Origin of the sequence: Thioclava sp. GXIMD4216, from assembly GCF_037949285.1 — a bacterium.
Taxonomy (GTDB): domain Bacteria; phylum Pseudomonadota; class Alphaproteobacteria; order Rhodobacterales; family Rhodobacteraceae; genus Thioclava; species Thioclava litoralis.
Genome location: NZ_CP149928.1, coordinates 112,665 through 133,671, shown reverse-complemented (window position 1 = coordinate 133,671; position 21,007 = coordinate 112,665). Strand labels below are relative to the sequence as shown.

The 21,007-nt window shown below is 59.4% G+C and carries 16 protein-coding genes and 6 pseudogenes; 10 read left to right on the top strand and 12 right to left on the bottom strand.

All coding sequences use genetic code 11. The annotated features are described in order from the left end of the window. Nucleotide 1: 1 nt before the first annotated feature. The 3 genes and pseudogenes from WDB88_RS16005 to pstB form a co-directional block, all read left to right on the top strand. Nucleotides 2-301, top strand: a pseudogene (locus WDB88_RS16005) (DDE-type integrase/transposase/recombinase); the annotation flags it as partial. Nucleotides 302-356: 55 nt separating this feature from the next. Next, a pseudogene (locus WDB88_RS16000) lies at nt 357-515 on the top strand (phosphate ABC transporter permease PtsA); the annotation flags it as partial. Then, on the top strand, nt 515-1,363 hold the full coding sequence (gene pstB / locus WDB88_RS15995; protein WP_339109999.1) for a phosphate ABC transporter ATP-binding protein PstB: 849 nt from the start codon (nt 515-517) through the stop codon (nt 1,361-1,363). The pseudogene WDB88_RS16000 and the gene pstB, both read left to right, overlap by 1 nt. A 183-nt stretch (nt 1,364-1,546) precedes the next feature. On the opposite strand, the gene WDB88_RS15990 is transcribed toward pstB, so the two are convergent. The 5 genes from WDB88_RS15990 to WDB88_RS15970 all read right to left on the bottom strand — a co-directional run bounded on the left by WDB88_RS15990 (nt 1,547) and on the right by WDB88_RS15970 (nt 6,209). After that, nucleotides 1,547-2,818 (bottom strand): TRAP transporter large permease, encoded by a 1,272-nt coding sequence (locus WDB88_RS15990; protein ID WP_339109998.1) that lies wholly within the window; start codon nt 2,816-2,818, stop codon nt 1,547-1,549. 69 nt (nt 2,819-2,887) lie between these two features. Further along, the gene (locus tag WDB88_RS15985) at nt 2,888-3,367 is read right to left on the bottom strand and encodes a TRAP transporter small permease (RefSeq protein ID WP_339109997.1); all 480 of its coding nucleotides are present in this window, start codon (nt 3,365-3,367) and stop codon (nt 2,888-2,890) included. A gap of 75 nt (nt 3,368-3,442) precedes the next feature. Next, nucleotides 3,443-4,372 (bottom strand): C4-dicarboxylate TRAP transporter substrate-binding protein, encoded by a 930-nt coding sequence (locus WDB88_RS15980; protein WP_339110055.1) that lies wholly within the window; start codon nt 4,370-4,372, stop codon nt 3,443-3,445. An 80-nt stretch (nt 4,373-4,452) separates the two neighbouring features. Further along, nucleotides 4,453-5,190 carry an FCD domain-containing protein gene (locus tag WDB88_RS15975; RefSeq protein ID WP_339109996.1) on the bottom strand — a complete coding sequence of 246 codons (738 nt, stop codon included), beginning with the start codon at nt 5,188-5,190 and terminating at the stop codon, nt 4,453-4,455. Between the two features lie 122 nt (nt 5,191-5,312). Further along, nucleotides 5,313-6,209 carry a GntR family transcriptional regulator gene (locus WDB88_RS15970; RefSeq protein ID WP_339109995.1) on the bottom strand — a complete coding sequence of 299 codons (897 nt, stop codon included), beginning with the start codon at nt 6,207-6,209 and terminating at the stop codon, nt 5,313-5,315. A 204-nt stretch (nt 6,210-6,413) separates the two neighbouring features. Between WDB88_RS15970 and WDB88_RS15965 the strand changes: the two genes are divergently transcribed. From WDB88_RS15965 to WDB88_RS15950, 4 genes are read left to right on the top strand one after another with little or no spacing between them, the layout of a single operon-like run. Next, nucleotides 6,414-7,403 carry a zinc-binding alcohol dehydrogenase family protein gene (locus WDB88_RS15965; RefSeq protein WP_339110054.1) on the top strand — a complete coding sequence of 330 codons (990 nt, stop codon included), beginning with the start codon at nt 6,414-6,416 and terminating at the stop codon, nt 7,401-7,403. After that, nucleotides 7,400-8,521 (top strand): mannitol dehydrogenase family protein, encoded by a 1,122-nt coding sequence (locus tag WDB88_RS15960; RefSeq protein ID WP_339109994.1) that lies wholly within the window; start codon nt 7,400-7,402, stop codon nt 8,519-8,521. Before WDB88_RS15965 ends, WDB88_RS15960 begins: the two co-directional genes overlap by 4 nt. Next, nucleotides 8,518-10,014 (top strand): altronate dehydratase family protein, encoded by a 1,497-nt coding sequence (locus WDB88_RS15955; protein WP_339109993.1) that lies wholly within the window; start codon nt 8,518-8,520, stop codon nt 10,012-10,014. The genes WDB88_RS15960 and WDB88_RS15955 overlap by 4 nt, the downstream gene beginning before the upstream one ends. Further along, on the top strand, nt 10,011-10,955 hold the full coding sequence (locus WDB88_RS15950; RefSeq protein ID WP_339109992.1) for a sugar kinase: 945 nt from the start codon (nt 10,011-10,013) through the stop codon (nt 10,953-10,955). The genes WDB88_RS15955 and WDB88_RS15950 overlap by 4 nt, the downstream gene beginning before the upstream one ends. 133 nt (nt 10,956-11,088) lie before the next feature. Here WDB88_RS15950 and WDB88_RS15945 read toward each other — a convergent pair. The 4 genes and pseudogenes from WDB88_RS15945 to WDB88_RS15930 all read right to left on the bottom strand — a co-directional run. Beyond that, nucleotides 11,089-11,232: pseudogene (locus tag WDB88_RS15945) on the bottom strand (dihydrodipicolinate synthase family protein); the annotation flags it as partial. A 48-nt stretch (nt 11,233-11,280) separates the two neighbouring features. Continuing rightward, the gene (locus WDB88_RS15940) at nt 11,281-11,991 is read right to left on the bottom strand and encodes an IS6 family transposase (protein WP_339109991.1); all 711 of its coding nucleotides are present in this window, start codon (nt 11,989-11,991) and stop codon (nt 11,281-11,283) included. Nucleotides 11,992-12,039: 48 nt separating this feature from the next. Next, nucleotides 12,040-12,878: pseudogene (locus WDB88_RS15935) on the bottom strand (IS3 family transposase); the annotation flags it as partial. A 172-nt stretch (nt 12,879-13,050) separates the two neighbouring features. Continuing rightward, nucleotides 13,051-13,284 (bottom strand): hypothetical protein, encoded by a 234-nt coding sequence (locus WDB88_RS15930; protein ID WP_339109990.1) that lies wholly within the window; start codon nt 13,282-13,284, stop codon nt 13,051-13,053. Here WDB88_RS15930 and WDB88_RS15925 point away from each other — a divergent pair. Further along, a complete protein-coding gene (locus WDB88_RS15925) occupies nt 13,265-14,362 on the top strand; it encodes an AAA family ATPase (protein WP_339109989.1) in 1,098 nt (365 codons plus the stop codon). The genes WDB88_RS15930 and WDB88_RS15925 overlap by 20 nt on opposite strands. 151 nt (nt 14,363-14,513) lie before the next feature. Further along, nucleotides 14,514-15,064, top strand: a pseudogene (locus WDB88_RS15920) (transposase); the annotation flags it as partial. A 200-nt stretch (nt 15,065-15,264) separates the two neighbouring features. Here WDB88_RS15920 and WDB88_RS15915 read toward each other — a convergent pair. The 3 genes from WDB88_RS15915 to WDB88_RS15905 form a co-directional block, all read right to left on the bottom strand. Next, nucleotides 15,265-16,848, bottom strand: a complete 1,584-nt coding sequence (locus WDB88_RS15915) for an ABC-F family ATP-binding cassette domain-containing protein (RefSeq protein ID WP_339109988.1) — start codon at nt 16,846-16,848, stop codon at nt 15,265-15,267. Nucleotides 16,849-17,147: 299 nt separating this feature from the next. Then, on the bottom strand, nt 17,148-18,035 hold the full coding sequence (locus WDB88_RS15910; RefSeq protein WP_339109987.1) for a GIY-YIG nuclease family protein: 888 nt from the start codon (nt 18,033-18,035) through the stop codon (nt 17,148-17,150). 366 nt (nt 18,036-18,401) lie between these two features. Next, a complete protein-coding gene (locus WDB88_RS15905) occupies nt 18,402-19,898 on the bottom strand; it encodes a DUF6882 domain-containing protein (protein ID WP_339109986.1) in 1,497 nt (498 codons plus the stop codon). 483 nt (nt 19,899-20,381) lie between these two features. On the opposite strand from WDB88_RS15905, the pseudogene WDB88_RS15900 reads away from it, so the two are divergent. After that, a pseudogene (locus WDB88_RS15900) lies at nt 20,382-20,771 on the top strand (NUDIX domain-containing protein). Nucleotides 20,772-21,007: the final 236 nt, after the last annotated feature.

Here is a 21,007-nt window from a genome sequence, read left to right as displayed (position 1 = left end):
AACTCGCCGGTTGCGAGGATATATCAAGCCAATTCGAGAACTCGCTCCGGGTGCTGATCACCGGGCGCACAAGGGCCTGAACAATCGCATCGAAGGGTCCCACCGGCCGACCCGAAAGCGCGAGAAGCTCATGGGCAAGTTCAAGTCCGCAAGGCAGGCTCAGAGATTCCTCGCTGCGCATGATCAGATCAACACGATCTTCCGCCCGCGCCGCTATCGCCTGTCCGCCACATCCTACCGCCACGCCAGATCCGACGCCCATGCCCTCTGGGCTGAATACGCCCTTAAAATGACCGCCTGACAGACACCCTGTCGGCCCAACTCGCCGATCGCCAAATAAGTTGGCAATGCCCCTGCAGCCCCTCGCCTCGCTGCAGATCACCGTCTACCAATTCGCGTTATCTCCCTATGAAAACTGGCAATCGCTGGCATGGGCGGGCGCACTTCTGATCACCATTGCCGTGCTGGGCCTCTCGATTGCCGCCCGCCTGATCACCCGCCGGAGGGACTTCTGATGACCGAGACATTTTTCACCACCGAGAACCACCATGCCACACGCAGAGACGCCCGCGTAGACCGGCTCGCCTTCAAGGGGATCGACCCGCGCGCGCCGACAAAACTCGATATCCGCGGGCTCAATTTCCATTATGGCAAATCCCATGCGCTGAAGGAGATCAACCTCGCGATCCCCGAGCGTCAGGTCACGGCTTTTATCGGCCCCTCGGGCTGCGGAAAATCCACGCTGCTGCGCTGTCTCAACCGGATGTATGACCTTTATCCGGGCCAGTTTGCGCGTGGCGAGGTGATGCTGGATGGCGAGAATATCCTAAGCGAGACGATGGATCTGAACGCGCTCAGGATGAAGATCGGGATGGTGTTCCAGAAACCCACGCCCTTCCCGATGACGATCCGCGAGAATATCGCCTTCGCGCTGCGCCTCAACCGCCTCATGCCGAAATCGGAACTCGACGGGCGGGTCGAGGCGGCGCTGAAGGGGGCCGCCCTTTGGGACGAGGTGAAAGACAAGCTCGATGCGTCGGGTCAGAGCCTGTCGGGCGGGCAACAACAACGCCTGTGTATCGCACGCACCATCGCCGTCGAACCCGAGGGGATCCTGCTTGACGAGCCTGCCTCGGCGCTCGACCCGATCTCGACAGGGCGGATCGAGGAGACGATCCATGCGCTGCGCGAACGCTTCACCATCGTGATCCTCACCCATAACATGCAGCAGGCCCAACGCGTGAGCCAGCGCACGGCCTTCATGTATCTGGGGGAGTTGGTGGAAACGGGCGAGACCGCCCAGATTTTCGAAGCCCCCGCAGAACAACGCACCGCCGATTACGTGCGCGGCCATTTCGGCTGATGCCGCACTCAAAAGGTCGCGGATGAAGTGATGTTGCCATAAGAGACAAGCTGCCCCATGCGCGGGACAGCTTTCGATCTCGGGACACGAATGCTTTGCCTGCCGAGACCACCATTCGCCAAGGAGCCTGAAGGCGGGCGCTTGTCTCTCGCCTTCAGGACGGGCCGCACAGGTGGTCGGACATCATATCAATGCGAGCGACAGGGCCGGAATGAAGGTCACGAGGATCAGGGCGATCAGCAAAGCCAGCAAGAACGGCCAGCCCTCCCGCAAGAATTCGGCAAACTGTGTCTTGGTCAGGGCACAGACCATCAGCATAACGGTCCCGACCGGCGGTGTAAGTGTGCCGATCGCCAGATTGAGGATCATGACAATTCCGAAATGCACGGGATCGATCCCCAGCTGAACGACAACCGGCTTCAGCAGCGGCACGAGGATGATCAGCAAGGCATTGCCTTCGATGAACATGCCAAGCACGAGCAACAGGACATTGATCGCAGCCAAGAACAGCCACGGGTTCTGGGTCAGGCTCATGATCCAGTCGGCCAGCATGACACCGGCACGTTCGAGCGAGAAAATCCAGCCCAGAGCCGAGGACATCATGATCACCAGAAGCACGGAAGCGGTCTGACGAGCGGTCGTGCCGAAGGCACTGGTCAGATCAGACAGCTTCATCTCGCGATAAACAAAGAGCCCGATCAGCAGGGTGATCACCGTCGCAACCGCGCCCGCTTCGGTAGGTGTGAAAATACCAAACCGGATTCCGCCGATAATCAGAACGATCAGGAAAATCGCAGGCCATGCGGATATCACTGTGCTGCGGGTTTCCGTCAACGAGGGCGCGGCAGTGCGCGAGGGCTTGTAGCCGCGCTTGCGTGCCACGAAATAGACGGTGATCAACAGCAGCGCCGAGCAGGTCAACCCCGGCAAGATCCCCGCGATGAACATATGTCCAATCGAGACATCGGCCACCAGCCCGTAGATAATAAGCGCGATGCCGGGCGGGAGAATAGGCGTGATCAGCGATGAGGCCGCGGTGATGGCCGCCGCAGTGCCGCGCGAATAGCCCTGACGGATCATATCCGGAACCAGCATCCGGCACATCATCGCCGCATCCGCAAGGTTAGAGGCCGAAAGCCCACCCATCAGTGTGGAGAGCATCACATTGGTATGTCCCAGACCACCCGTCAGACGGCCAACCAGCAGATCGGCCACCTTCAGAAGGCGCGTGGCGATGCCCGTGGTTCCCAAGAGCGTGCCCAGCAGAATGAAGAAGGGGATCGCCAGAAGCGAACTGTTCTGGGTCGGCGCGATCAGGCGTTGAACCGCAATCTGGATCGGCATCTGGGCGAAAGCCAGAAAATAGATCAGGATCGCTGCAAACATCGCGAGATAGATCCGCATGTTCAGGGCAAATAGCGCGAACATGAAGGGGATAATGATGAACCATTCCATGGAAAACTCTTGGTCTAGAGACAGGCTGCGCCCCGACCTTTCTGGTGGGATGCTTGATGGGGAGCGGTATCACTCGCGCAATGCGTCATCCTCATCGCGCTCCATCGTCCAGCCGCGCAGCAGCCGATAGGCAATGACGAGGGCAATGCCGAGCGCACCGACCGTGACGGCGATATCGAGCCAGAACCACGAGATCTTGAGGATCTGTGTCTTCTTCAGAGCGGCGCTTTCGGCGAGCTTGTAGCTCAACCATGCCATCGCTCCGAGCAAGACCACAGAAGCCAGCGCTACGAGAGAGGCGATCACTTTTTGAACGCGTTCGGGAAGCAGAAGGGTAACAATATCGATGCAAAGATGGCGGCGCTCTATCTCGCAGCCGATCGCGCCGAGAAAGACGATCCAGATCATCAGGATGCCGGACATCTCCTCGGTCCATTGCAGCGGCGCGCCGAGTGCATAGCGCGCAATGACCGCGGCAAATGTGATTGTGACGAGCGCTGCAACCAGCAAACCGCCCACGAGATCGAGTGTTTTGAAAAGGGCTCTCATAGCATCTCCTGAACGAGGGTGGCCATGCGTGGCTGAAAGGGATCAGGCAGCGCGGTGGCTGCCTGATCTGTCATATCACTCGGCGAGTTGAGACTGGATGCGGTCGTAAAGCCCGTCGGACCATTCGGGGAATTGGTCATAGACTGCCTTTGTCGCCTCCTTGAAGGGGGCGATATCCGGATAGGTCACCGTGACACCCGCCGCTTTCATCTCTTCGATGATCTTGGCGTCCTGCTCGGCGGCAAGCTCCTGACTATAGAGCCCCGCTTCATGGCCAGTCTCCTCAAGCATCTCGACAACCGAAGGGTCGAGGGTGTCGAAATAGGCCTGACCGCCCAGCCACAGCGAGGTATTCTGCAGGTAGGAAATCATCGAGAGTTCCTTGGCCTGCTCGTGCAGCTTTTGCCCGTAGAGCACGGGGAGGGGGTTCTCCACCCCGTCGATGGTGCCCTGCGTCAGGGCAGGATAGACATCGGCCAGCGGCATGGGGGTCGGTGTCCCGCCCATCGCCTCGATGGCGCGGATCTGCATGATGTTGTTGGGGGTACGGATCTTCAGCCCTTTGAGATCGGCAGGGGTCTCGACCTTGGTTTTCGTCAACAGCTGGCGGGTGCCATAGAGATAGTTCGAGATGACGATATGGATGCCCTGTTCCTCAAGCTTCGCTTCCTTTTCCTTGAACCAGTCCGATTCATAGATTTTGAACAAGCTTGCGGCATCATCTGTCAGATAGGGGCCGAACAGGATCCCCAGATCCGGGTCGTAATCGGTCAGAAAGCCCACATCCGCGATGGTGATGACATTCACGCCCAGCATCGCCTGCTCGATCACATCCTTTTTCGCGCCCAGCTGTGACGACGGATAGAGCTCGAGTTCGACATCCCCACCCGATGCCTTGTCGACCAGTTCGGCCCAGCGGTGCATCACAAGATCCACCGGCTCGCCGGGGTTGTTTTCATAGGCCACACGAATGGTGGTCTCTGCCGCAAATGCGGGCAGGGCCATTACAATTGCGGCTGTCGCTCCCAGTAAAGTCTTGTACATGTTCATTCTCGTCTCCTCCTTACGAAATGATCTGTTGTGTCTTAGGGCGCAGCTATGTGCTCTGACTGCCGAGCGTGCTGGACAGGCCAGAGCGAAACCGATGCCCCCTCCCTTTTCGAAAGCCAGTCGGCCAGCACATCTCCCGAGTGCTGGAAATGCGCGCCCATCGCCGCGACCAATGCGTCGGCATCGCGTGCGGCAAGCGCGTCGATGATGCGGGCATGCTGGGTCTGGGCAGTGTCAGTATTGAGTTTCTGAGACTTGCCGACCTCAAGGTAGTAGCGCAGCGGCGCTGCGAGGACTTCATACATATGGATCAAGACGCTGTTGCCCGATGCCTCGACAAGGCCCATATGGAACCGGTAGTCGGCCTCTGCCGCCTCTGCGGCCGTCAGAGCCCGACCGATTGCGCGATTGGCTTCGCGGATCCGCAAAAGGATCTCGTCCGTCACATGGCATACCATCAGCGGCGCGGCGCCCGTCTCGGAAATCCGGCGGAAGTTCAATACATCCGAAAATGTGCGTGGCGAGGTGTCGAGAAACTGGGTGATTTCGGCAAACATCATATCGAAATCGGCTTTACGGACCCGCGCTCCGCGACGGGTCTTCTCGATCAGTCTGAAGGCCTCGAGATGGATCATCGTCTCTCGAACGGTATTGCGTGATACGCCAAAACGCGCGGCCAACTCGCGCTCGTTGGGGAGCATATCGCCCGGCTCATAGCGCTCGGCAATTTCCTGGCGCAGGATGTCGCGAATGCCCTCGACGGTCGTTGTCATGCGCTGGCCCTCCCCTGCCTTGGCACTATGGTTGGACCAAGAGACCAAATTAAACAGCAGCGGTCAAGAAGAAGTTGTCACGAGAAAGGGCGTCAGTCAGAGGTTATCGCTAACAGGCGGGTTCAGCCTGTGCTGATTGACGCCTTAAGTGTGCGGTTTGCCGTCATGAGATGTTCATCAAAAGCCGCCTTGGCTTCGCCGTCATCACGGGCAAGCCAAGCGCGGATTATGCGCAAATGCTCGCGTAGAGCGACGCGGTTGCGCTGTGTCTCGTCCAATTTGTTCCATTGGAAATGGTAATGCACGATCAAGGCGATGCGCGATGAAAACTCGTCAAAAAACCTGTTTTGTGCCGATGCGCAGATGAGCCGGTGGAAGGCGGCATCAAGCGCGGGAAATTCCACCATAGCCGCATCCTCGCGCGCCAGAAGAGAGATATGGCGGCGTTCCATTTCGATCATCTGCTCGACGATCACCGGGTCGCGAGTGGCGAGAAGCCGCGTGAAGGCGGCCCCCTCGACCAAGGCCCGCATCTCGATCAATTCATTCGCGAAGGTCTCGGTGAAGCCGCGCAATACCCAGTTTTTACTACTATTTTTTTCAAATAACCCGTTGGGCTGATAGCGGATCAGAAGTTCGCGGATCTGCATGACGGGAACATCGAGACGCCTTGCAAGCTCGGCTTCGCGCAGGATCGATCCCGGAGGAAGGTCTGTTCGCAAGATCCATTCCAGAAAACGCGACTCGGCCAATTCGGCTGGCGCAATCGATTCGCTTTGCGAAAAATAATCCATCGGCACGGGGTGGCGCAAAACGGTTTTATCGCGTCCCGACCATGTGATCAGGCCATGTTCCACGAGATGGGTCAGCGCGCCACGGATTGTGGTGCGGCTTGCCTGCAGCCTTTGCGCCAGCTCCGATTCGCTCCCCAGCCGCGCACCGGTCTCCAGCTCCAAAAGGACATCGAGCATATGGTTGACCGCCTGTTTCAGTGTCTGCTGTCCGCGCGACATCGGCATATCCTTTCAGGCCCTGCCCAGTCGGGCAACTTTTAAGTGTCTGATTATGCGATCTCTATGATGTTACGCAAATGTCTGACTGATTGTAACCAGAATATGTTTTTTATAAATAAAGAACAGATTGCTTTTCATGTCGATCAGGGCGTGCCATAGTCGAGGCAACGCCAGACTGGCCGAGGGAGGACCAAGATGACCGTATCCGCTATGAAAGCCCTATTGTGCGATGAGCCCCACGCCCTGAGCGTGGTCGATCGGCCACGCCCTGACGCCAAGCCCGGCCATGTGCGGCTTCGCATTGCCGCCATCGGGATCTGTGGCACGGACTATCATATCTACGGGGGCAATCAGCCGTTTCTGGCCTATCCGCGGGTCATGGGGCACGAGCTTTCGGCCCATGCGCTTGACGATAGTGCCGACGGTCGCATCAAATCCGGCGATCTGGTCGTGGTAAACCCCTATCTCTCCTGTGGCAAATGCCGTGCGTGCACCATCGGCAAACCCAATTGCTGCTCCGATATTGCGGTCCTCGGTGTCCATACGGATGGCGGCATGTGTGAAGAAATCGTGGTGCCCCAAGAGAACCTCTATCCGGCGGGCGATCTCGACCCAATTGCAGCGGCGATGGTTGAGTTCCTTGCGATCGGCGCCCATGGTGTGCGTCGCTCGCGACTGGATACGGAGTCGAGCGCGCTTGTGGTAGGCGCAGGGCCCATCGGGGTCGGTGCGGCACTCTTCGCGCAGATTGCCGGTGCGCGTGTCACGTTGCGCGACAACTCGCCCGAACGGCTCGCGCTTGCGCAATCGATCCTGCCCGAGGCCAAGGTCGAGCTTGTCTCCGACGCAGGTGACGCCGTGTTCGACACGCTCTTCGATGCCACCGGCAATATCAACGCGATGAATGCCGGTCTGAAGTTTCTCGATCACGGTGGCTCCTATGTGCTGCTTTCGGTCGTCAAAGGCGATCTGAGCTTTGCAGATCCGGAATTCCACAAACGCGAGACGACGCTCATCGCGTCGCGAAATGCGCTCAAAGTCGATTTCGAGCATGTGATGGCCTGCATGGCGCGCGGTTTGGTTCCTGTGGCGGCGCTCGCGACACATCGCACGACGCTCGAGGGGGCGGTGGCCGACCTGCCCAAATGGGCCGAAGATCGTGGCGCTGTGGTGAAGGCATTGATCGAGATGCCGGCATGAGCGCGCCGACACCAATTGTCCAGTTCGGTACCTCGCGGTTTTTGCAGGCACATGCCGATCTGTTTTTCTCCGAAGGCAGCCCCGCGCGCAACATCACTGTAGTGCAGAGCTCTGGTGATCCGGCGCGCGCGGCGCGCTTGGGTGCGATGGCCGCTCACGACGGATATCCTGTGCTTATCCGCGGCCTGTCAGAGGGGCGTGTGATCGACGAGACAAGCCGTGTGACATCCGTCCGCCGGACCCTCTCGACGGTATCGCAGTGGGATGAGCTGACGCGCATCATCGTGGAGGAAGCCGAGGTCATCCTGTCGAATACAGGCGATGCGGGCTACGAACCGCGCACCGCCGATAGCGATCCCCTGCCATCGCAGGAACAGAGCTATCCCGCCAAACTCTACCATCTTCTGGCCGCACGCCATGCCGCAGGCGGCGCTCCACTCACTATTTTCCCCATGGAGCTTATCCCCAATAACGGAACCGTCCTGAAAGCGCGCGTGATACAGATTGCCGCGCAACAGGACGCAGGCGCGGACCTGACCGACTGGCTCGAGCGCTGCTTATGGGCCAACAGCCTCGTGGATCGGATCGTGTCCGAGCCGATCGAGCCGGTCGGGGCCGTCGCCGAACCCTATGCGCTCTGGGCCATCGAGAGCCAACCCGGACTGGAGGCGCCCACCTCGCATCCAGCCGTTCAGCTGGTCGCGCGGCTCGAGGAAATCGAGCGGCTCAAGCTGCATATTCTCAACCTCGCACATACCGCGATGGCGGCGATCTGGCTGGCACAGGACGGGCCGGAGCGCCAGCCAGATGCGATCGTGCGCGATCTTCTGGCAGGCGAGACCGGTGCGCGGGTGAGGGCCATAATCGAGGCGGAGGTGCTTCCCGGTTTTGCCTGTCATGGAATGGAAGCGCAGGCCCGTGCCTATCTGGCGCAGACCCTCGAAAGGTTTGCCAATCCGTTTCTGGACCACCGGATTGCCGATATTGCCCAGAACCACATCCAGAAACTCGAGCGCCGGATCGGAGCCTTCCTGCAGTGGGTCCGTGCCGCCGACCCCGCATTTTGCGCGCCGCAGCTCGACCTATTCCTGCAGGCTGTCGAAAGAATAGACCAATGAACCTACCCGAACTGATCATTCTGGATCCACAGGATACGGTCGCCGTGGCGCTGCGCGACATCATGGCAGGCGAGACGGTCGAAGGGATCGTCGCAGCCGACCCGATCCCGCGAGGGCATAAGATCGCCCGCCATGATCTGCGCAGGGGGGACGCTGTGGTCAAATACGGGCAGGTTATGGCAGTCGCCTCCGCGGATATCGCGGCAGGGGCGCATGTGCATTCTCATAACTGCGCCCTGCCCGATCAGCATTCCGACCAGTCATCGGTCAAGGGCAGCCTGCCCGTTCCTCCGGCACGACAAACATTCGAGGGCTATGCGCGCCCCGATGGCCGTGTGGGCACGCGCAACTATATCGGCATCATGGCCTCGGTGAACTGCTCCTCGACAGTCTGCGACGCGATTGCCGCCGAAGCTAACCGCATTCTCAAACCGAAATATCCGCAGATCGACGGATTCGCGCCCATCGTCCACGATCAGGGCTGCGGCATGACCAATCAGGGCGAGGGCTTTGACACCCTCGTGCGCACGCTCAAGGGCTATCGGGACCACCCCAACTTCGGGGGCGTTCTGATCGTGGGGCTGGGATGTGAAGTCAACCAGCTGACGCTTTACAAGCCAAGCGACTGGACCCGTGAGCGTATCAAGACCTTCAATATTCAGGACGTCGGAGGCTCGCGTTCGGCCGTGCGGCGCGCCGTCGAACTCTTGGAGCCGATCGCAGCGGCGGCCAATATGGACCGCCGTTCCACCCAGCCCGTTTCAAAACTCACCCTCGGGATGCAATGCGGCGGCTCGGACGGGTTTTCGGGCATTACGGCCAATCCGGCGCTGGGGGTCGCGTCCGATCTTCTGGTGGCGGCGGGCGGCACGTCAATTCTCTCCGAAACACCCGAGATCTTCGGCGCAGAGCATCTTCTGATCGCGCGTGCGGATGCTGCCAATGGCCAGAAAATCCGCGACATGATCACCTGGTGGCGCGACTATGTCGGCAAGAACGGCGCCTCGCTCGATAACAACCCGAGCCCCGGTAACAAGAAGGGCGGGCTTACGACCATTCTCGAAAAATCGCTCGGGGCCGTGGCCAAGGGCGGGCTTTCGCCACTCTCCGGCGCCTATGCTTATGCCGAGCGGATCGACCAGCACGGGTTTGTCTATATGGATAGCCCCGGCTATGATCCTGTGGCAGCCACAGGGCAGGTGGCTGCGGGCGCCAATCTTGTGGCCTTCACGACGGGGCGGGGGTCCTGCTTCGGGTCAAAACCCACCCCCTCGATCAAGCTGGCCTCCAACAGCGAGCTGGCGCGCGCCATGCCCGAGGATATCGATCTCGATTGCGGCACCGTGGTCAGCGAGGGCGTCGGGCTGACACAGATGGGCCAGAAGATTTATGATCTACTGCTTGATATCGCGTCGGGCAAAAAGACTGTTTCGGAAGAATTCGGCTATGGCGACAACGAATTCGTCCCATGGAAAATCGGAGCGGTTCTATGACGCAGCGCAAAGGGCTTCTGGCTGTCGGTGAATGCATGGTCGAGATGTCGGGAGGCGAGAATGACCTCTATCGGCTGGGCTTTGCCGGCGATACGCTCAATACGGCGTGGCATCTGAGATCGGCACTGACGCAGCGCGGCCGTGCCGATCTGGCGATCTCCTATCATACCGCGCTTGGCGATGACAGTTTGTCGGACCGGATCATCGGATTTTTACAAAAGTCACAGCTGGGGGTCGAGACTGTTCAACGCATTCCAGGGCGCCGACCGGGGCTCTATATGATCGAGCAGCGCAATGGCGACAGGGATTTCACCTATTGGCGCGAAACATCCGCAGCGCGGCAAATGGCAGATGACGCCGACGCGCTGCACGCCGCTTTTGCTAAACCGGAGTGGATCTATTTCTCGGGCATAACGCTGGCGATCCTCTCTGCGGACGCGCGCGCGACGTTCCTGCAGGCTCTGGAGACCGCACGCCAGAACGGAGCGCAGATCGCATTCGACCCCAATCTCAGACCGCGCCTCTGGCAGGACGGGCCCACCATGTGTCGCACTGTCGAGGCGGCGGCTGCGCTGGCCGATATCATCTTGCCGAGTTTTGATGATGAAGCCCATCATTTCGGTGATGCGGATCCAGTGGCGACCTGTGCAAGATACCGCGCCCTGTCTCCCCGATCGGAGATCATCGTAAAGGATGGGCCTGCGCCGCTGCATCTTGCCTTGCCAGACGTAAAACCGGTCGAGATTACAGTGCCTCCCGTGACGATGGTGGTGGATGCGACAGGTGCAGGTGACGGGTTTAACGCGGGCTATATTGCCGCGCGCCTATGCGGCCTGTCCGCGAATGAAGCGGTGCAGTCCGGTATTGCCCTCTCTGCTTCCGTCTTGGGATATCACGGGGCGATCAAGCCTCGCCAAGATCAGGCGATGATCCTAGCGTAGAGGCCTATCTGCACAACGGGCGGACGAGGCGGGCCCACAAAAAAGATTGGCCTGCATGAGCGCCACCAGATCGCTCACTTCTGGCCCTCCTGACAGCCGTTTGGCGCAAAGGGGCAGAGAGAGACATCTCGAATTACAGCCCATAGGCCTGTAGCACGGTCTCGATGTCCGCATCGGTCTGCGGATCGGGCAGCAGAGCGGGTTGGCGCGAGGCGCCGACCGACGGGTCTCGCAGGTAAAGCGCGCGTTTGACCAGTGCGGGGGGTAGCCCAGGGGCATTGCCAACTTATTTGGCGATCGGCGAGTTGGGCCGACAGGGTGTCTGTCAGGCGGTCATTTTAAGGGCGTATTCAGCCCAGAGGGCATGGGCGTCGGATCTGGCGTGGCGGTAGGATGTGGCGGACAGGCGATAGCGGCGCGGGCGGAAGATCGTGTTGATCTGATCATGCGCAGCGAGGAATCTCTGAGCCTGCCTTGCGGACTTGAACTTGCCCATGAGCTTCTCGCGCTTTCGGGTCGGCCGGTGGGACCCTTCGATGCGATTGTTCAGGCCCTTGTGCGCCCGGTGATCAGCACCCGGAGCGAGTTCTCGAATTGGCTTGATATAGCTGCGCAGCCTGTCGGTGACGATGACACGTGGCGCGCCGAACCGGCCGATCAGCCCTTTAAGGAAACGTCTTGCTGCCCTGGCGTTCCGCCGGGACTGAACCAGAATGTCTAGCACGTGACCTTCCGCGTCGACGACCCGCCAGAGCCAGTGTTTCTTCCCGCGGATCGCGATAACGACCTCATCGAGGTGCCACTTGTCGCGGCCGCCTGGCCTATCGCGCTTGATGCAGGACGCAAAATGGCGGCCAAATCGGTTGCCCCATTTGCGGACCGTTTCCCGGCTGACGATCACGCCGCGCTCCGCGAGCAGGTCTTCGACATCCGCCGTGCTCAGCGCGAACCGGTGGTATGCCCAGACCGCGTAGGCAACGATCGCGCGGGGGAAGCGGTAGCCTTTCAGGCGTGGCAGATCGGACGCCGCTTTCATGCCGGATGCCTAGCCGACACAGACTTCCCGAACAAGTTGGTAATGCCCGGGGCCGTTATCGGACCGTATAAACTCGGGCGGACCTCGAAGGATGAACAGATCGGTCAGCACGTCGATGACGTCGACCGAGTTGAGCTTGCGTTTGACACGGATCACCAGCACCTCCCGGGTGAATTCGTCTACGATATTGAGCATCCGATAGGCCCGCCCGTCTACCGTCCGGTCCTGGACAAAATCGTATGACCAGACATGGTTCGGGCGCTCGGCCCACAATCGGACGCAGGAGCCATCCGCCAGCCAGAGCCGCCCACGTTTCTTCTGCTTTTGCGGCACTTTAAGCCCTTCACGTCGCCAAATCCGTTCGACCCGCTTGTGATTGATGCACCATCCCGCCTGATGCAACAAACCGGTGATTTGGCGATAGCCATATCGTCCGTATTTGCGCGGCAGTTCGATGACGTCGGCCGTCAAAAGCGCTTCGTCATGACGACCTGCGGGAACCTTGCGTTGGGTCGATCTGTACTGTCCAAGCGCCCGACAGGCGCGGCGTTCAGAGATGCCGAGTTCCTGCCGGACGTGGTCAATGCACTGGCGGCGACGCGAAGGGCTTAGAAGTTTCCCTTTGCGGCTTCCGTCAGGATCAGCTTGTCGAGCGTCAGATCCGACACGGCGCGCCTGAGCCGCGTATTCTCTTTCTCGAGTTCCTTCAGTCGCTTGAGCTGATCGCGGTTCATCCCGCCAAACTCACGCCGCCAACGGTAGTAGGTTTGTTATGTCACGCCAATCTGGCGCACAGCATCCGCCAGTTTCGCGCCTTGACCCTGCAAGACCTCAACCTGACGCAGCTTCATGACGATATCTTCCGGCTTCTCGCGTTTGCCTGCCATCTAAGTAGTCCTCCATCATGCGGGATAAACTATCCCTAAAGGTGGACCACTTCAGGGGGGCAAGACCAGGCGATCGCCGCGGCGGACTGCACTTGTTTGACCCACTAAATATTGTCCATTTCTGGGGTAATTTGTCCATTTCGGCACAGACCAAATGACCACCAGTCGCACATCAATCCGCAAAGTCTTTTTTTAGCAATGGCTTAACATTCTTTCGGATTTGCAGCCTTTTATGCGCCTTAGCATCGCTCTGCTTCGGTCGGCGGCGTTGACGGCCAAAAGCACTTTCGGCATCCCCTAGGGCAAATCCGGCCGGGTTCTTTCCAATATTTCCCTCTTGCAGGTCTCTGCTCGAGGGCATGGCGCAATGCCCAGAAAGGACTTCCATGACGAAGATCAAGTTCATCGATGCCCGCTTCGCCGATCCCGACGAAACCGAGTTCTCCCTTAAGCGCCGCTTCGAGTGGCATCTGCGCAAGATCCGTGCTCTTCAGGACGGGGTGTCTCCAAAGGCTCCCGGAGACTTCGAGGATGAGCTGCGCTGGAACGAGGACCTCATCGCCGTGCCGCTCTCGGAAAAGGACCGCAACAAGGTGCTGCGTCGTGCCCGCCGGGTTATGGGCGCGCGCGCCAAGGCTTCGGGTCTCAGCCATCTCAGTTCGGATGATCGGCGCGCGCTCGAGGTCTTCAGGAATGGCGCGGATCTGGTCGGCATCGGCAGCGAACATCGCGCCGATGAGATTGCTGCGGCGATCCATGCCGAGATGCCCTGGATGGCGGCCGCCACCGACTTTCTGTGGAAAGCGATGCGCCGCTCGGTGCGGGCGGGTGAGCCTGGTTTCCGGCTGCCGCCTGTCCTTCTTGATGGCCCACCCGGGATAGGCAAAAGCGCGTGGTCCCGAGAGTTGAGCCGTCACCTCCGCGTTCCGCGTTGCGGGATCGAAGGTACGGCCGAGCAAGCCTCCTTCGTGGTCAACGGCTCGCAACGCGGCTGGGGCACTGCCTTCCCGGGACGCCCTTTGCAAACCATCGTGCAGAGCCTCTGTGCGAATCCGATTGTCGTGATTGATGAGATCGAGAAGGCCGGGACCCCGACCTCGACCAAGGGGCAGGCCTACGGGCTAACCGATGGCTTGCTGCCCCTTCTGGAGCCGTCTTCCGCTGCGGCGTGGAAATGCCCCTATTATCAGATCGGCTTCGACATGTCCTGGATCAGCTGGGTCCTGACTTCAAACAGCCTCTATCCTCTTTCGGCACCGTTTCTGAGCCGTTTGGAAGTCCTGCGCCTTACTGGACTGAGCAAGGGCGATCTCATCGCATTCGCGGAACGGGAGGGTGCAAAACGAATATTGTCCGAGGCTGCTCTGGGCGGAATCTATCAAGTAATTGAGCAATTCTCCGATACGCATCAGCTTAACCTGCGTCATGTATCCAGGATGCTGGCGAGGGCGGAGGCAGAGGCAAGCAGCCCGCTGCTGCATTAAGCGGCAGGAAGCACCGTAGTCGTGGTGGAGGCCGGCTCCTCACGCTGAGCCCAAAAGGCTGGGAGCGACCGGCCTTTGGCAGCCACTTTGTTCTGCCTAAGTAATCAACATTTTTGCGAAGTAGCACCTCGCATCGCCGATGGGTATGATAATGACAAGAAAACGAGAGGCACCGGAAGATATCTTCCGTAAGCTTCAAAAAGTAGAAATTCTGCGGGGGCAATGCGTGCCAATAGCGGATGCCGTGCGCCAGTTTGATGTGACGCCGCAAACCTATTATCGGTGGCGACGGGAGTTTGGCGGCATGAGCTGCAATCAGATCAAGCGGCTGAAAGATCTGGAGCAAGAGAATTCACGGCTCAGACGATCGGTATCAGAGCTGACGCTCGACAAGCGGATCCTGACAGAGGCAGCTCAGGGAAACTTCTAAGCCCCTCGCGCCGTCGCCAATGCATAAACCATGTCAGGCAAGAAGTCGGCGTTTCCGAACGCCGCGCTTGCCAAGTCCTAGGGCAGCATCGCTCGACCCAACGTAAGGTTCCTGCGGCGCGTCAAGATGAAGCTCTGCTGACTGTTCATATCGTCCAGATGGCGCGCCAATATGAAAGCTACGGCTATCGTCAAATTACCGGCTTACTGATCGCGGGGGGATGGAGTGTGAATCACAAGCGGGTCGAACGGATCTGGCGGCGCGAAGGGCTTGCCGATGAAAAACTACAGACAAGAGCTGGCTTTTAAATGAGTGCTGATGTTCTGCGCATGTTTGCAGGCCACTTCGTATATAACATTTTTCTGGTAACTCCCGACACGCAAATCTGGACCACGTCGCATGGCCCGAAGCGGACATTTATAATTTGGTGCTGCAAATCCTAGGTCGAATGTCGTTGATGCGGACGAAGCGGTCATATCCCAAGATCCAAGGTCCTCTCCGGTGCGAGGGATTCAATGAATGCCGTGTCATGGCTGATCGCTAGAACGGCCCCATCATAAGTAGCCAGCGCAGCCTCAAGGGCCATGATACCATCCAGATCAAGGTGATTGGTCGGCTCGTCCAAGATCAGCAACGGCGGCGGCGGGGTGGCGCCTAGGGCACAGGCCAGACCGGCGCGCAGACGCTCGCCGCCGCTCAACTCCCCCGCGTAACGCAAGGCATCCCCGGCGCGGAAACCGAACCTGGCCAGTGCCGCGTGCGCGGTATGGGGATCAGCCAAGGGGTTGAGGTGACGGAAATTGTCGCGAAGGGACAGGGCTGGGTCGATCAGCTGGACATGCTGATCCAGCACGGCAAATGGTACCGAAAGTGCCACGAGGCCCATTTGCGGCACGATCTGTCCGGTGATGATCTTCAGAAGCGTCGTCTTTCCGCTGCCATTCGGCCCTCTAATGACAACGCGCTCGGGGCCGGTCACGGTCAGCGACAGGTCACGGATCAAGGGATGATCGGGGTCATGGCCGCCGGTCACCCTTTCCAGTCGCAGCACCGTTCTGCTGGTCGCAAGGCCCGTTGGGGGGACGTCCATGCGCAAGGGCTGAAGGATTTCGATCTTCTCTCGGGCGGCGGTCAGCGCTTTATCTGCGGCCTCGCGCCGGGCCTCGCGCAGACGGACACCTGCGCCGCCCGACGCCTCAGCCCGTTCCCTGGCGGCGTCCATCAGGATTTTCGGCTGATTACCCTTCGCGCGCGCCCGCTGTCCGGCACTGTCCTTGCGAGCCTTACGTTCGCTTGCCTCTTGCGCGCGACGGGCCACGTCGGCGCGGGTTTTCTCGGCATGGGCGAGGTCACGTACAGCCGCGTCCAACTCGGTGGCCTTCCGCTGCCGGAAATCACTGTAACTTCCGCCATACCGAGCCGCGCCAAGCGAGGTGAGTTCGACGATGGAGTCCATTTCTTCCAGAAGTTCACGGTCATGGCTGACGATGATCGCACCACCTGTCCAACCCCGGATGAGGTCGATCACCGCCATGCGTCCGTCCCGGTCGAGATTGTTCGTTGGTTCGTCCAGCAACAGGAAATCCGGTGCGGCAAAGATCAGGGCGGCAAGGGCGGCACGGCTGCGCTGACCACCCGAAAGCGTCGCCAGAAGGGTCTGCGGCCCGACCGGCAAGCCACAGCGCAAAAGCTCCGCTTCCATCCGCGCGGGAAGGGTCCAATCCGCGTCGGCCAGTTCATCGACATCCGCAAGGCCCGCCTCTGCGCGATCAAGAAGGTCGAGCGCGGGTCGTGCGCCAAAAAGATCGGCGATGACGTCATCGGGCCGCTCCAACGCTTCCTGCCGCATCATTGCAATGGAGCCGGTCACGCGGACCTGTCCCGCAGCGGGAAGCTGATCACCGGAAATCAGGCGAAGGAGGGTGCTCTTGCCGATGCCGTTGCGCCCGACGATGCCGGTGCGTTCCGGGCCGAAAGTCAGGTTGAGGTCGGTAAGAAGGGGCGCGTCGTCAGGCGTGGACCAGGACAGGCCGGAGAGGGAAACGGATGCAGGCATGGGGCAGAACTTCTCGCAGCGAAATCGAAGGGGCGAATGCGGCGAGGTTCAGGTCCATGTTGATAGCATCTCCAGTTTCAGGATGTCTCAAACGTAGGGGGCGCCCGGCGATTTTACAAGCCAGAACCAACGGAACTTTTGGGCTCGAAGCGGCCCTTGGCCTTCAACGGATGTGTCGCGCCGAACCTGCGCGACACATCCGCTGCAAACATCAGCAATGCGGACAATGCGAACCTTGGCGCATTAGATTACAATGTCTGAAATTGCGACGCGGCAGCCCTGCGGCTTCACTTAGATATCTAGATTAGATCGAAATCTGACAGGAACTTTTCTCCGACTAGGTTGACCAATCTCTGCATCTGCGCATGGTCCAATCTGAATGCTTCGTCTTCCGGCAGCACGGCCGGAACTAGCTCGACAAGACCGAGCTTTAGAATATCGCTCGCGGCGCCATTCTCGATAACTCCCTCCACCTCTTTGGGGGGCTGTTCTTTTAATGGCCAGTTTTCCAATTCCGGAGCTATAGAGAACTTTCGAGGAACTATCACTCCCGGCTCAAGTTTGAGTCCCGTGGCTAGCACGCTCGCAACGATTGTCAGTCCATTCCTCATCGTCAAGTTTTTTAGAGACTTGGGGCTTGGATAAGCGTTTACAAGCTTAGTTCTATACTCAGTCAGAGGCTTGATCGGGACACTTCGAACTTCTCCTAACGACTCAAGGTATAAGTTCATTGTTGTCCGCTCAGGATTGCCATGGACCACGCCAGAGAGCGTGGCGGCATGGCGACTCGACGTCAGTGGGTCACGTGACGAAAGGCTACCTAGTCCAGCAGCGAGATTAGTAAGTATGCCGCCGTCACAACGTCTCTTGTATAGAGAGATGAGCTCCTCTTCACGGCGCAAGCAAGCCGCCTCGTCACCGCCAAAAACTCGGTCAACTCGATAGAAAACCTGCTTACCATTGCTGATTATCTTGCGTATTTTGTTACACTTAAAGGGGTTGCTCTTATAAATTTTTGTTTGGCGTAGTGCTTCTGTTTCATGCTGAAGAAGCCGCGAGCCCTTTCCTTTCCCAACGTAGAATGGAACAAATTCAGGGGTCAAAAGCACGTAGGTATAGAATGAACTAGGCGGGAGGTTCTTCACGAACTGATCTGCCAAAACGCGGTCGCCCTCAAAAGCAAACATTGAAATCCCAGCCAAGTAATCACCCTGCTTATTATCCGACCCTCGCCGATACTGCAGCATTCGTCAATATGGGCTCGAAGCGGTCATGCGGCGTTGCAGCAGCCCGATACGAGGGCAGCGCTACCCTGTCGACGTGTTCGGCCCATTTCTGCCGTTCATGGGGCGGCCTATCGCTGCCGTGCAGCTTCCCCAAACAGGAAATCCATGGCATCGTGCAGCAAAACTCAAGGCAGAATGTCGCGGACAGGTGCCTCGCCGCGTGGCATGGCGAACAACTGGTTAGATCCTGTTAACGTTCTGACTTACGAAAACTCACCGGTAAATCCGCCAAGAGAGCAGGACGTCTCGTTAGATTTTGCAGCGGCGTCAGATCAGGTCGTAGGAGACTGCGTCGGTAACGTCTCGCACGCTCTCTAGACGCCACATTGTCCCCTCAAGCATCGGGATCGCGGTTTGGCGCAGCGTATAGCAAACTTGTCGTCCTGTGGCTCCTGCGAAGCGGCCCTTGAACCCCACCGTAACCGTCGCCTCGGCCCCTGTAGTCTTTACCTCGCCAAACCATTCTATGCGCTCGGGCGCGAGATCGGGGTCGGAGGAAAGCGACGAAGGCGCGGTGGCGCGCTCCGGCGTGGCCCACGTCAGTAGAAGGTCGACCCATGCCTTGTTGCTGAGCAGTGTCGCCGCCTCGTCTGCCTCGCACAGAACATGTCTTTCCTGCCGGAACCGTGCCGCAGCCTGACTGCGCGCAAAGGCGGCACGTTCAAAATCACAAAAGGCGGCAATAGCGTTTTTCACCAGGCTTTCAGGCGCAAGGTCCGCCCGCGTGGCGGCAAGTGCAGCAAGTGCGGCCCGCACCTGCGTCTGTTCGTGCGCGTTGGCCTGCGCCTCAAAGATAGCGGGCGCGCTCAGGTAGGCCGATTTCAGAAAATGATCGCCCTGGTCCAGCTCCGCTGCCCGCGCCTGCGCCAGCAAAATAAGACACTTTGGCTCGGGCAGGATCGCTCTTTCGGCAATAGCAAACGCCGCACGGGCGCGCGGCAAATTCCCGACCGCTAGCCGCGCTATTCCCTCGGCAAAATAAACCCAGCCGGTCGGCTCCTGATCCACCGCGTAGCGGCCAAGCGCGGCCTTGATTTGCTCGAGTGCGGCAAGTGCTTGCCCTGCATTGCCTGCAATCAGCGCCGCATGCGCCCGGGCCGCGAGCGGATCGAGCGCACAGAGCTTGTCAAAGGGCAACAGGTTTTGCTGCCACTGGTTCAACGCCTGATCAACGGTGCGACGCAGCGCCGCCAGCTGCTCGGCCACAGTTGGCGCCCTTGGCCGCGTCAGCAGCCGCTTAAGGAACGAGGGCTCGCGCGCCGTGTTAAGCTGGGCCTCGCTTAGCACCATCAGCACCAGCCGTCCGTTCGAGTGCGCCGGATAAACCAAGTCGCAGGGCAGATGCTCAGCGGCAAGGCCAAGCAAGGCGATGGCATCGCGGTAAGTAATTTCGGTAGCGTCCCGCTGTCGGATCACAGCCAATTCCTGCGGCAGCAGCCCTCGTAACACTGTCGCGGGCGAGGTAAGCTCGGCACGCAACGACGGGTTGGCATCGGCCCACAAAAAGCTTTGCCCATCATGCGTACCAAGAAAGGCCACCCGCGCCTCCAGCGTATCGCCGGTGTTCAGCGTTGCAGTAAAACGCCCGCCGTCCTGTTCGACGTTCCAGCTTTTCACCAGCTCACCGTCGAGCACCTTCGGCCCGCCCTCAGCAAGCGCACACAATCTGCCGTAAAGCGGCTTGGCCTGATCAAGCCCATCCAATCCACGAAACAGCACTCGCCAAACCGGCGGCAACTGCCAATCATTCAACGGGTAAGGCATACTAGCCTCCATATGTGCGGTCGGCCAGCTCGGAGCACAAGATTCTGGCAATAACGGTGGCACCCTACTGGCGCTGCCGACGGGACACAACGAATGCAGTGCAGCATCCTGCCCCTAAAAAGCACGGGTGAAGCGGTCGGCCAAGAACACGTGCTTAAAAACATGAGATAGCTTCGGAAAATGCCTAACTCGGCAAAAGGCCGCGAGCGGCTCAAGCAGCTTTTGTCCGCTCCAAGCGCTTGTGCTGAACCTCGCCGGCGCACCGTCGCGCAGATGCAGCGAGGCTGCGCCGACGTGCTCGGCCCTTACCTGCAGTTCGCCTGGACCACCAACGCCGCAGCGCAGCTTCTCCAAACCGGCCATCAGTGACACGGTGCAGCATAGTCTAGGGCCCCAAGGTCCGCGGTGCGGACATTCCTGCCATTGGGAAAATATGGACCTTGCGCTATGGAGAGCCGAAGTAACAATCACGAGGAAAGACTCATGGAAATCCGCATAGCCGCCGCTGCCATCCTTCGGGGAGATGGAGCAACCCTGCTTGTCCGGAAGCGCGGCACGTCTGCCTTTATGTAGCCCGGCGGAAAAATCGATGGCGATGAGACGCCTTTGAACGCTCTCCGTCGTGAGCTTTTCGAGGAGCTTTCGCTGGTTCTCCAACCCGAAAACGCGGAATATCTCGGTCGGTTTTCTGCCCCCGCTGCCAACGAACCCGGCTGTCTCGTAACGGCCGAGATGTTTCGCGTTCAGCTAGACGATGACGTCGAAGCGCAAGCGGAGATCGAAGAGGTTCGCTGGGTGCAACCGGGGTCGCAGGACCAACTTGATCTAGCTCCCCTTACGCGTGACATCGTTCTCCCTGCGATCTGGTGCTGATCTCGACGGTCCGGTTTGGGCTCAAAGCGGTCATGCGGCGCTGCGGCTGGCGGCATGGCTTCCCAGGTACACCACCATGACGCTCACGGCCCAAATGTATGTACCGGCTGCTGTTCGCAAATGATTTCTGGCATGATCTCGGAAGTCGCTCATATGTATCCGGCCTGTTGATCGACACGCGGGTCGTGGCCTTGTTGGGGTTACGCACGCGCCGTGATCTAATTAGCGGAATGGTC

Bases quoted from the DNA above. Each gene is read 5' to 3' on its own strand.
- pstB (WP_339109999.1), top strand. From the start codon at position 515: ATGACCGAGACATTTTTCACCACCGAGAACCACCATGCCACACGCAGA.
- WDB88_RS15990 (WP_339109998.1), bottom strand. From the start codon at position 2,818: ATGGAATGGTTCATCATTATCCCCTTCATGTTCGCGCTATTTGCCCTG.
- WDB88_RS15985 (WP_339109997.1), bottom strand. From the start codon at position 3,367: ATGAGAGCCCTTTTCAAAACACTCGATCTCGTGGGCGGTTTGCTGGTT.
- WDB88_RS15980 (WP_339110055.1), bottom strand. From the start codon at position 4,372: ATGGCCCTGCCCGCATTTGCGGCAGAGACCACCATTCGTGTGGCCTAT.
- WDB88_RS15975 (WP_339109996.1), bottom strand. From the start codon at position 5,190: ATGACAACGACCGTCGAGGGCATTCGCGACATCCTGCGCCAGGAAATT.
- WDB88_RS15970 (WP_339109995.1), bottom strand. From the start codon at position 6,209: ATGCCGATGTCGCGCGGACAGCAGACACTGAAACAGGCGGTCAACCAT.
- WDB88_RS15965 (WP_339110054.1), top strand. From the start codon at position 6,414: ATGAAAGCCCTATTGTGCGATGAGCCCCACGCCCTGAGCGTGGTCGAT.
- WDB88_RS15960 (WP_339109994.1), top strand. From the start codon at position 7,400: ATGAGCGCGCCGACACCAATTGTCCAGTTCGGTACCTCGCGGTTTTTG.
- WDB88_RS15955 (WP_339109993.1), top strand. From the start codon at position 8,518: ATGAACCTACCCGAACTGATCATTCTGGATCCACAGGATACGGTCGCC.
- WDB88_RS15950 (WP_339109992.1), top strand. From the start codon at position 10,011: ATGACGCAGCGCAAAGGGCTTCTGGCTGTCGGTGAATGCATGGTCGAG.
- WDB88_RS15940 (WP_339109991.1), bottom strand. From the start codon at position 11,991: ATGAAAGCGGCGTCCGATCTGCCACGCCTGAAAGGCTACCGCTTCCCC.
- WDB88_RS15925 (WP_339109989.1), top strand. From the start codon at position 13,265: ATGACGAAGATCAAGTTCATCGATGCCCGCTTCGCCGATCCCGACGAA.
- WDB88_RS15930 (WP_339109990.1), bottom strand. From the start codon at position 13,284: ATGAACTTGATCTTCGTCATGGAAGTCCTTTCTGGGCATTGCGCCATG.
- WDB88_RS15915 (WP_339109988.1), bottom strand. From the start codon at position 16,848: ATGCCTGCATCCGTTTCCCTCTCCGGCCTGTCCTGGTCCACGCCTGAC.
- WDB88_RS15910 (WP_339109987.1), bottom strand. From the start codon at position 18,035: ATGTTTGCTTTTGAGGGCGACCGCGTTTTGGCAGATCAGTTCGTGAAG.
- WDB88_RS15905 (WP_339109986.1), bottom strand. From the start codon at position 19,898: ATGCCTTACCCGTTGAATGATTGGCAGTTGCCGCCGGTTTGGCGAGTG.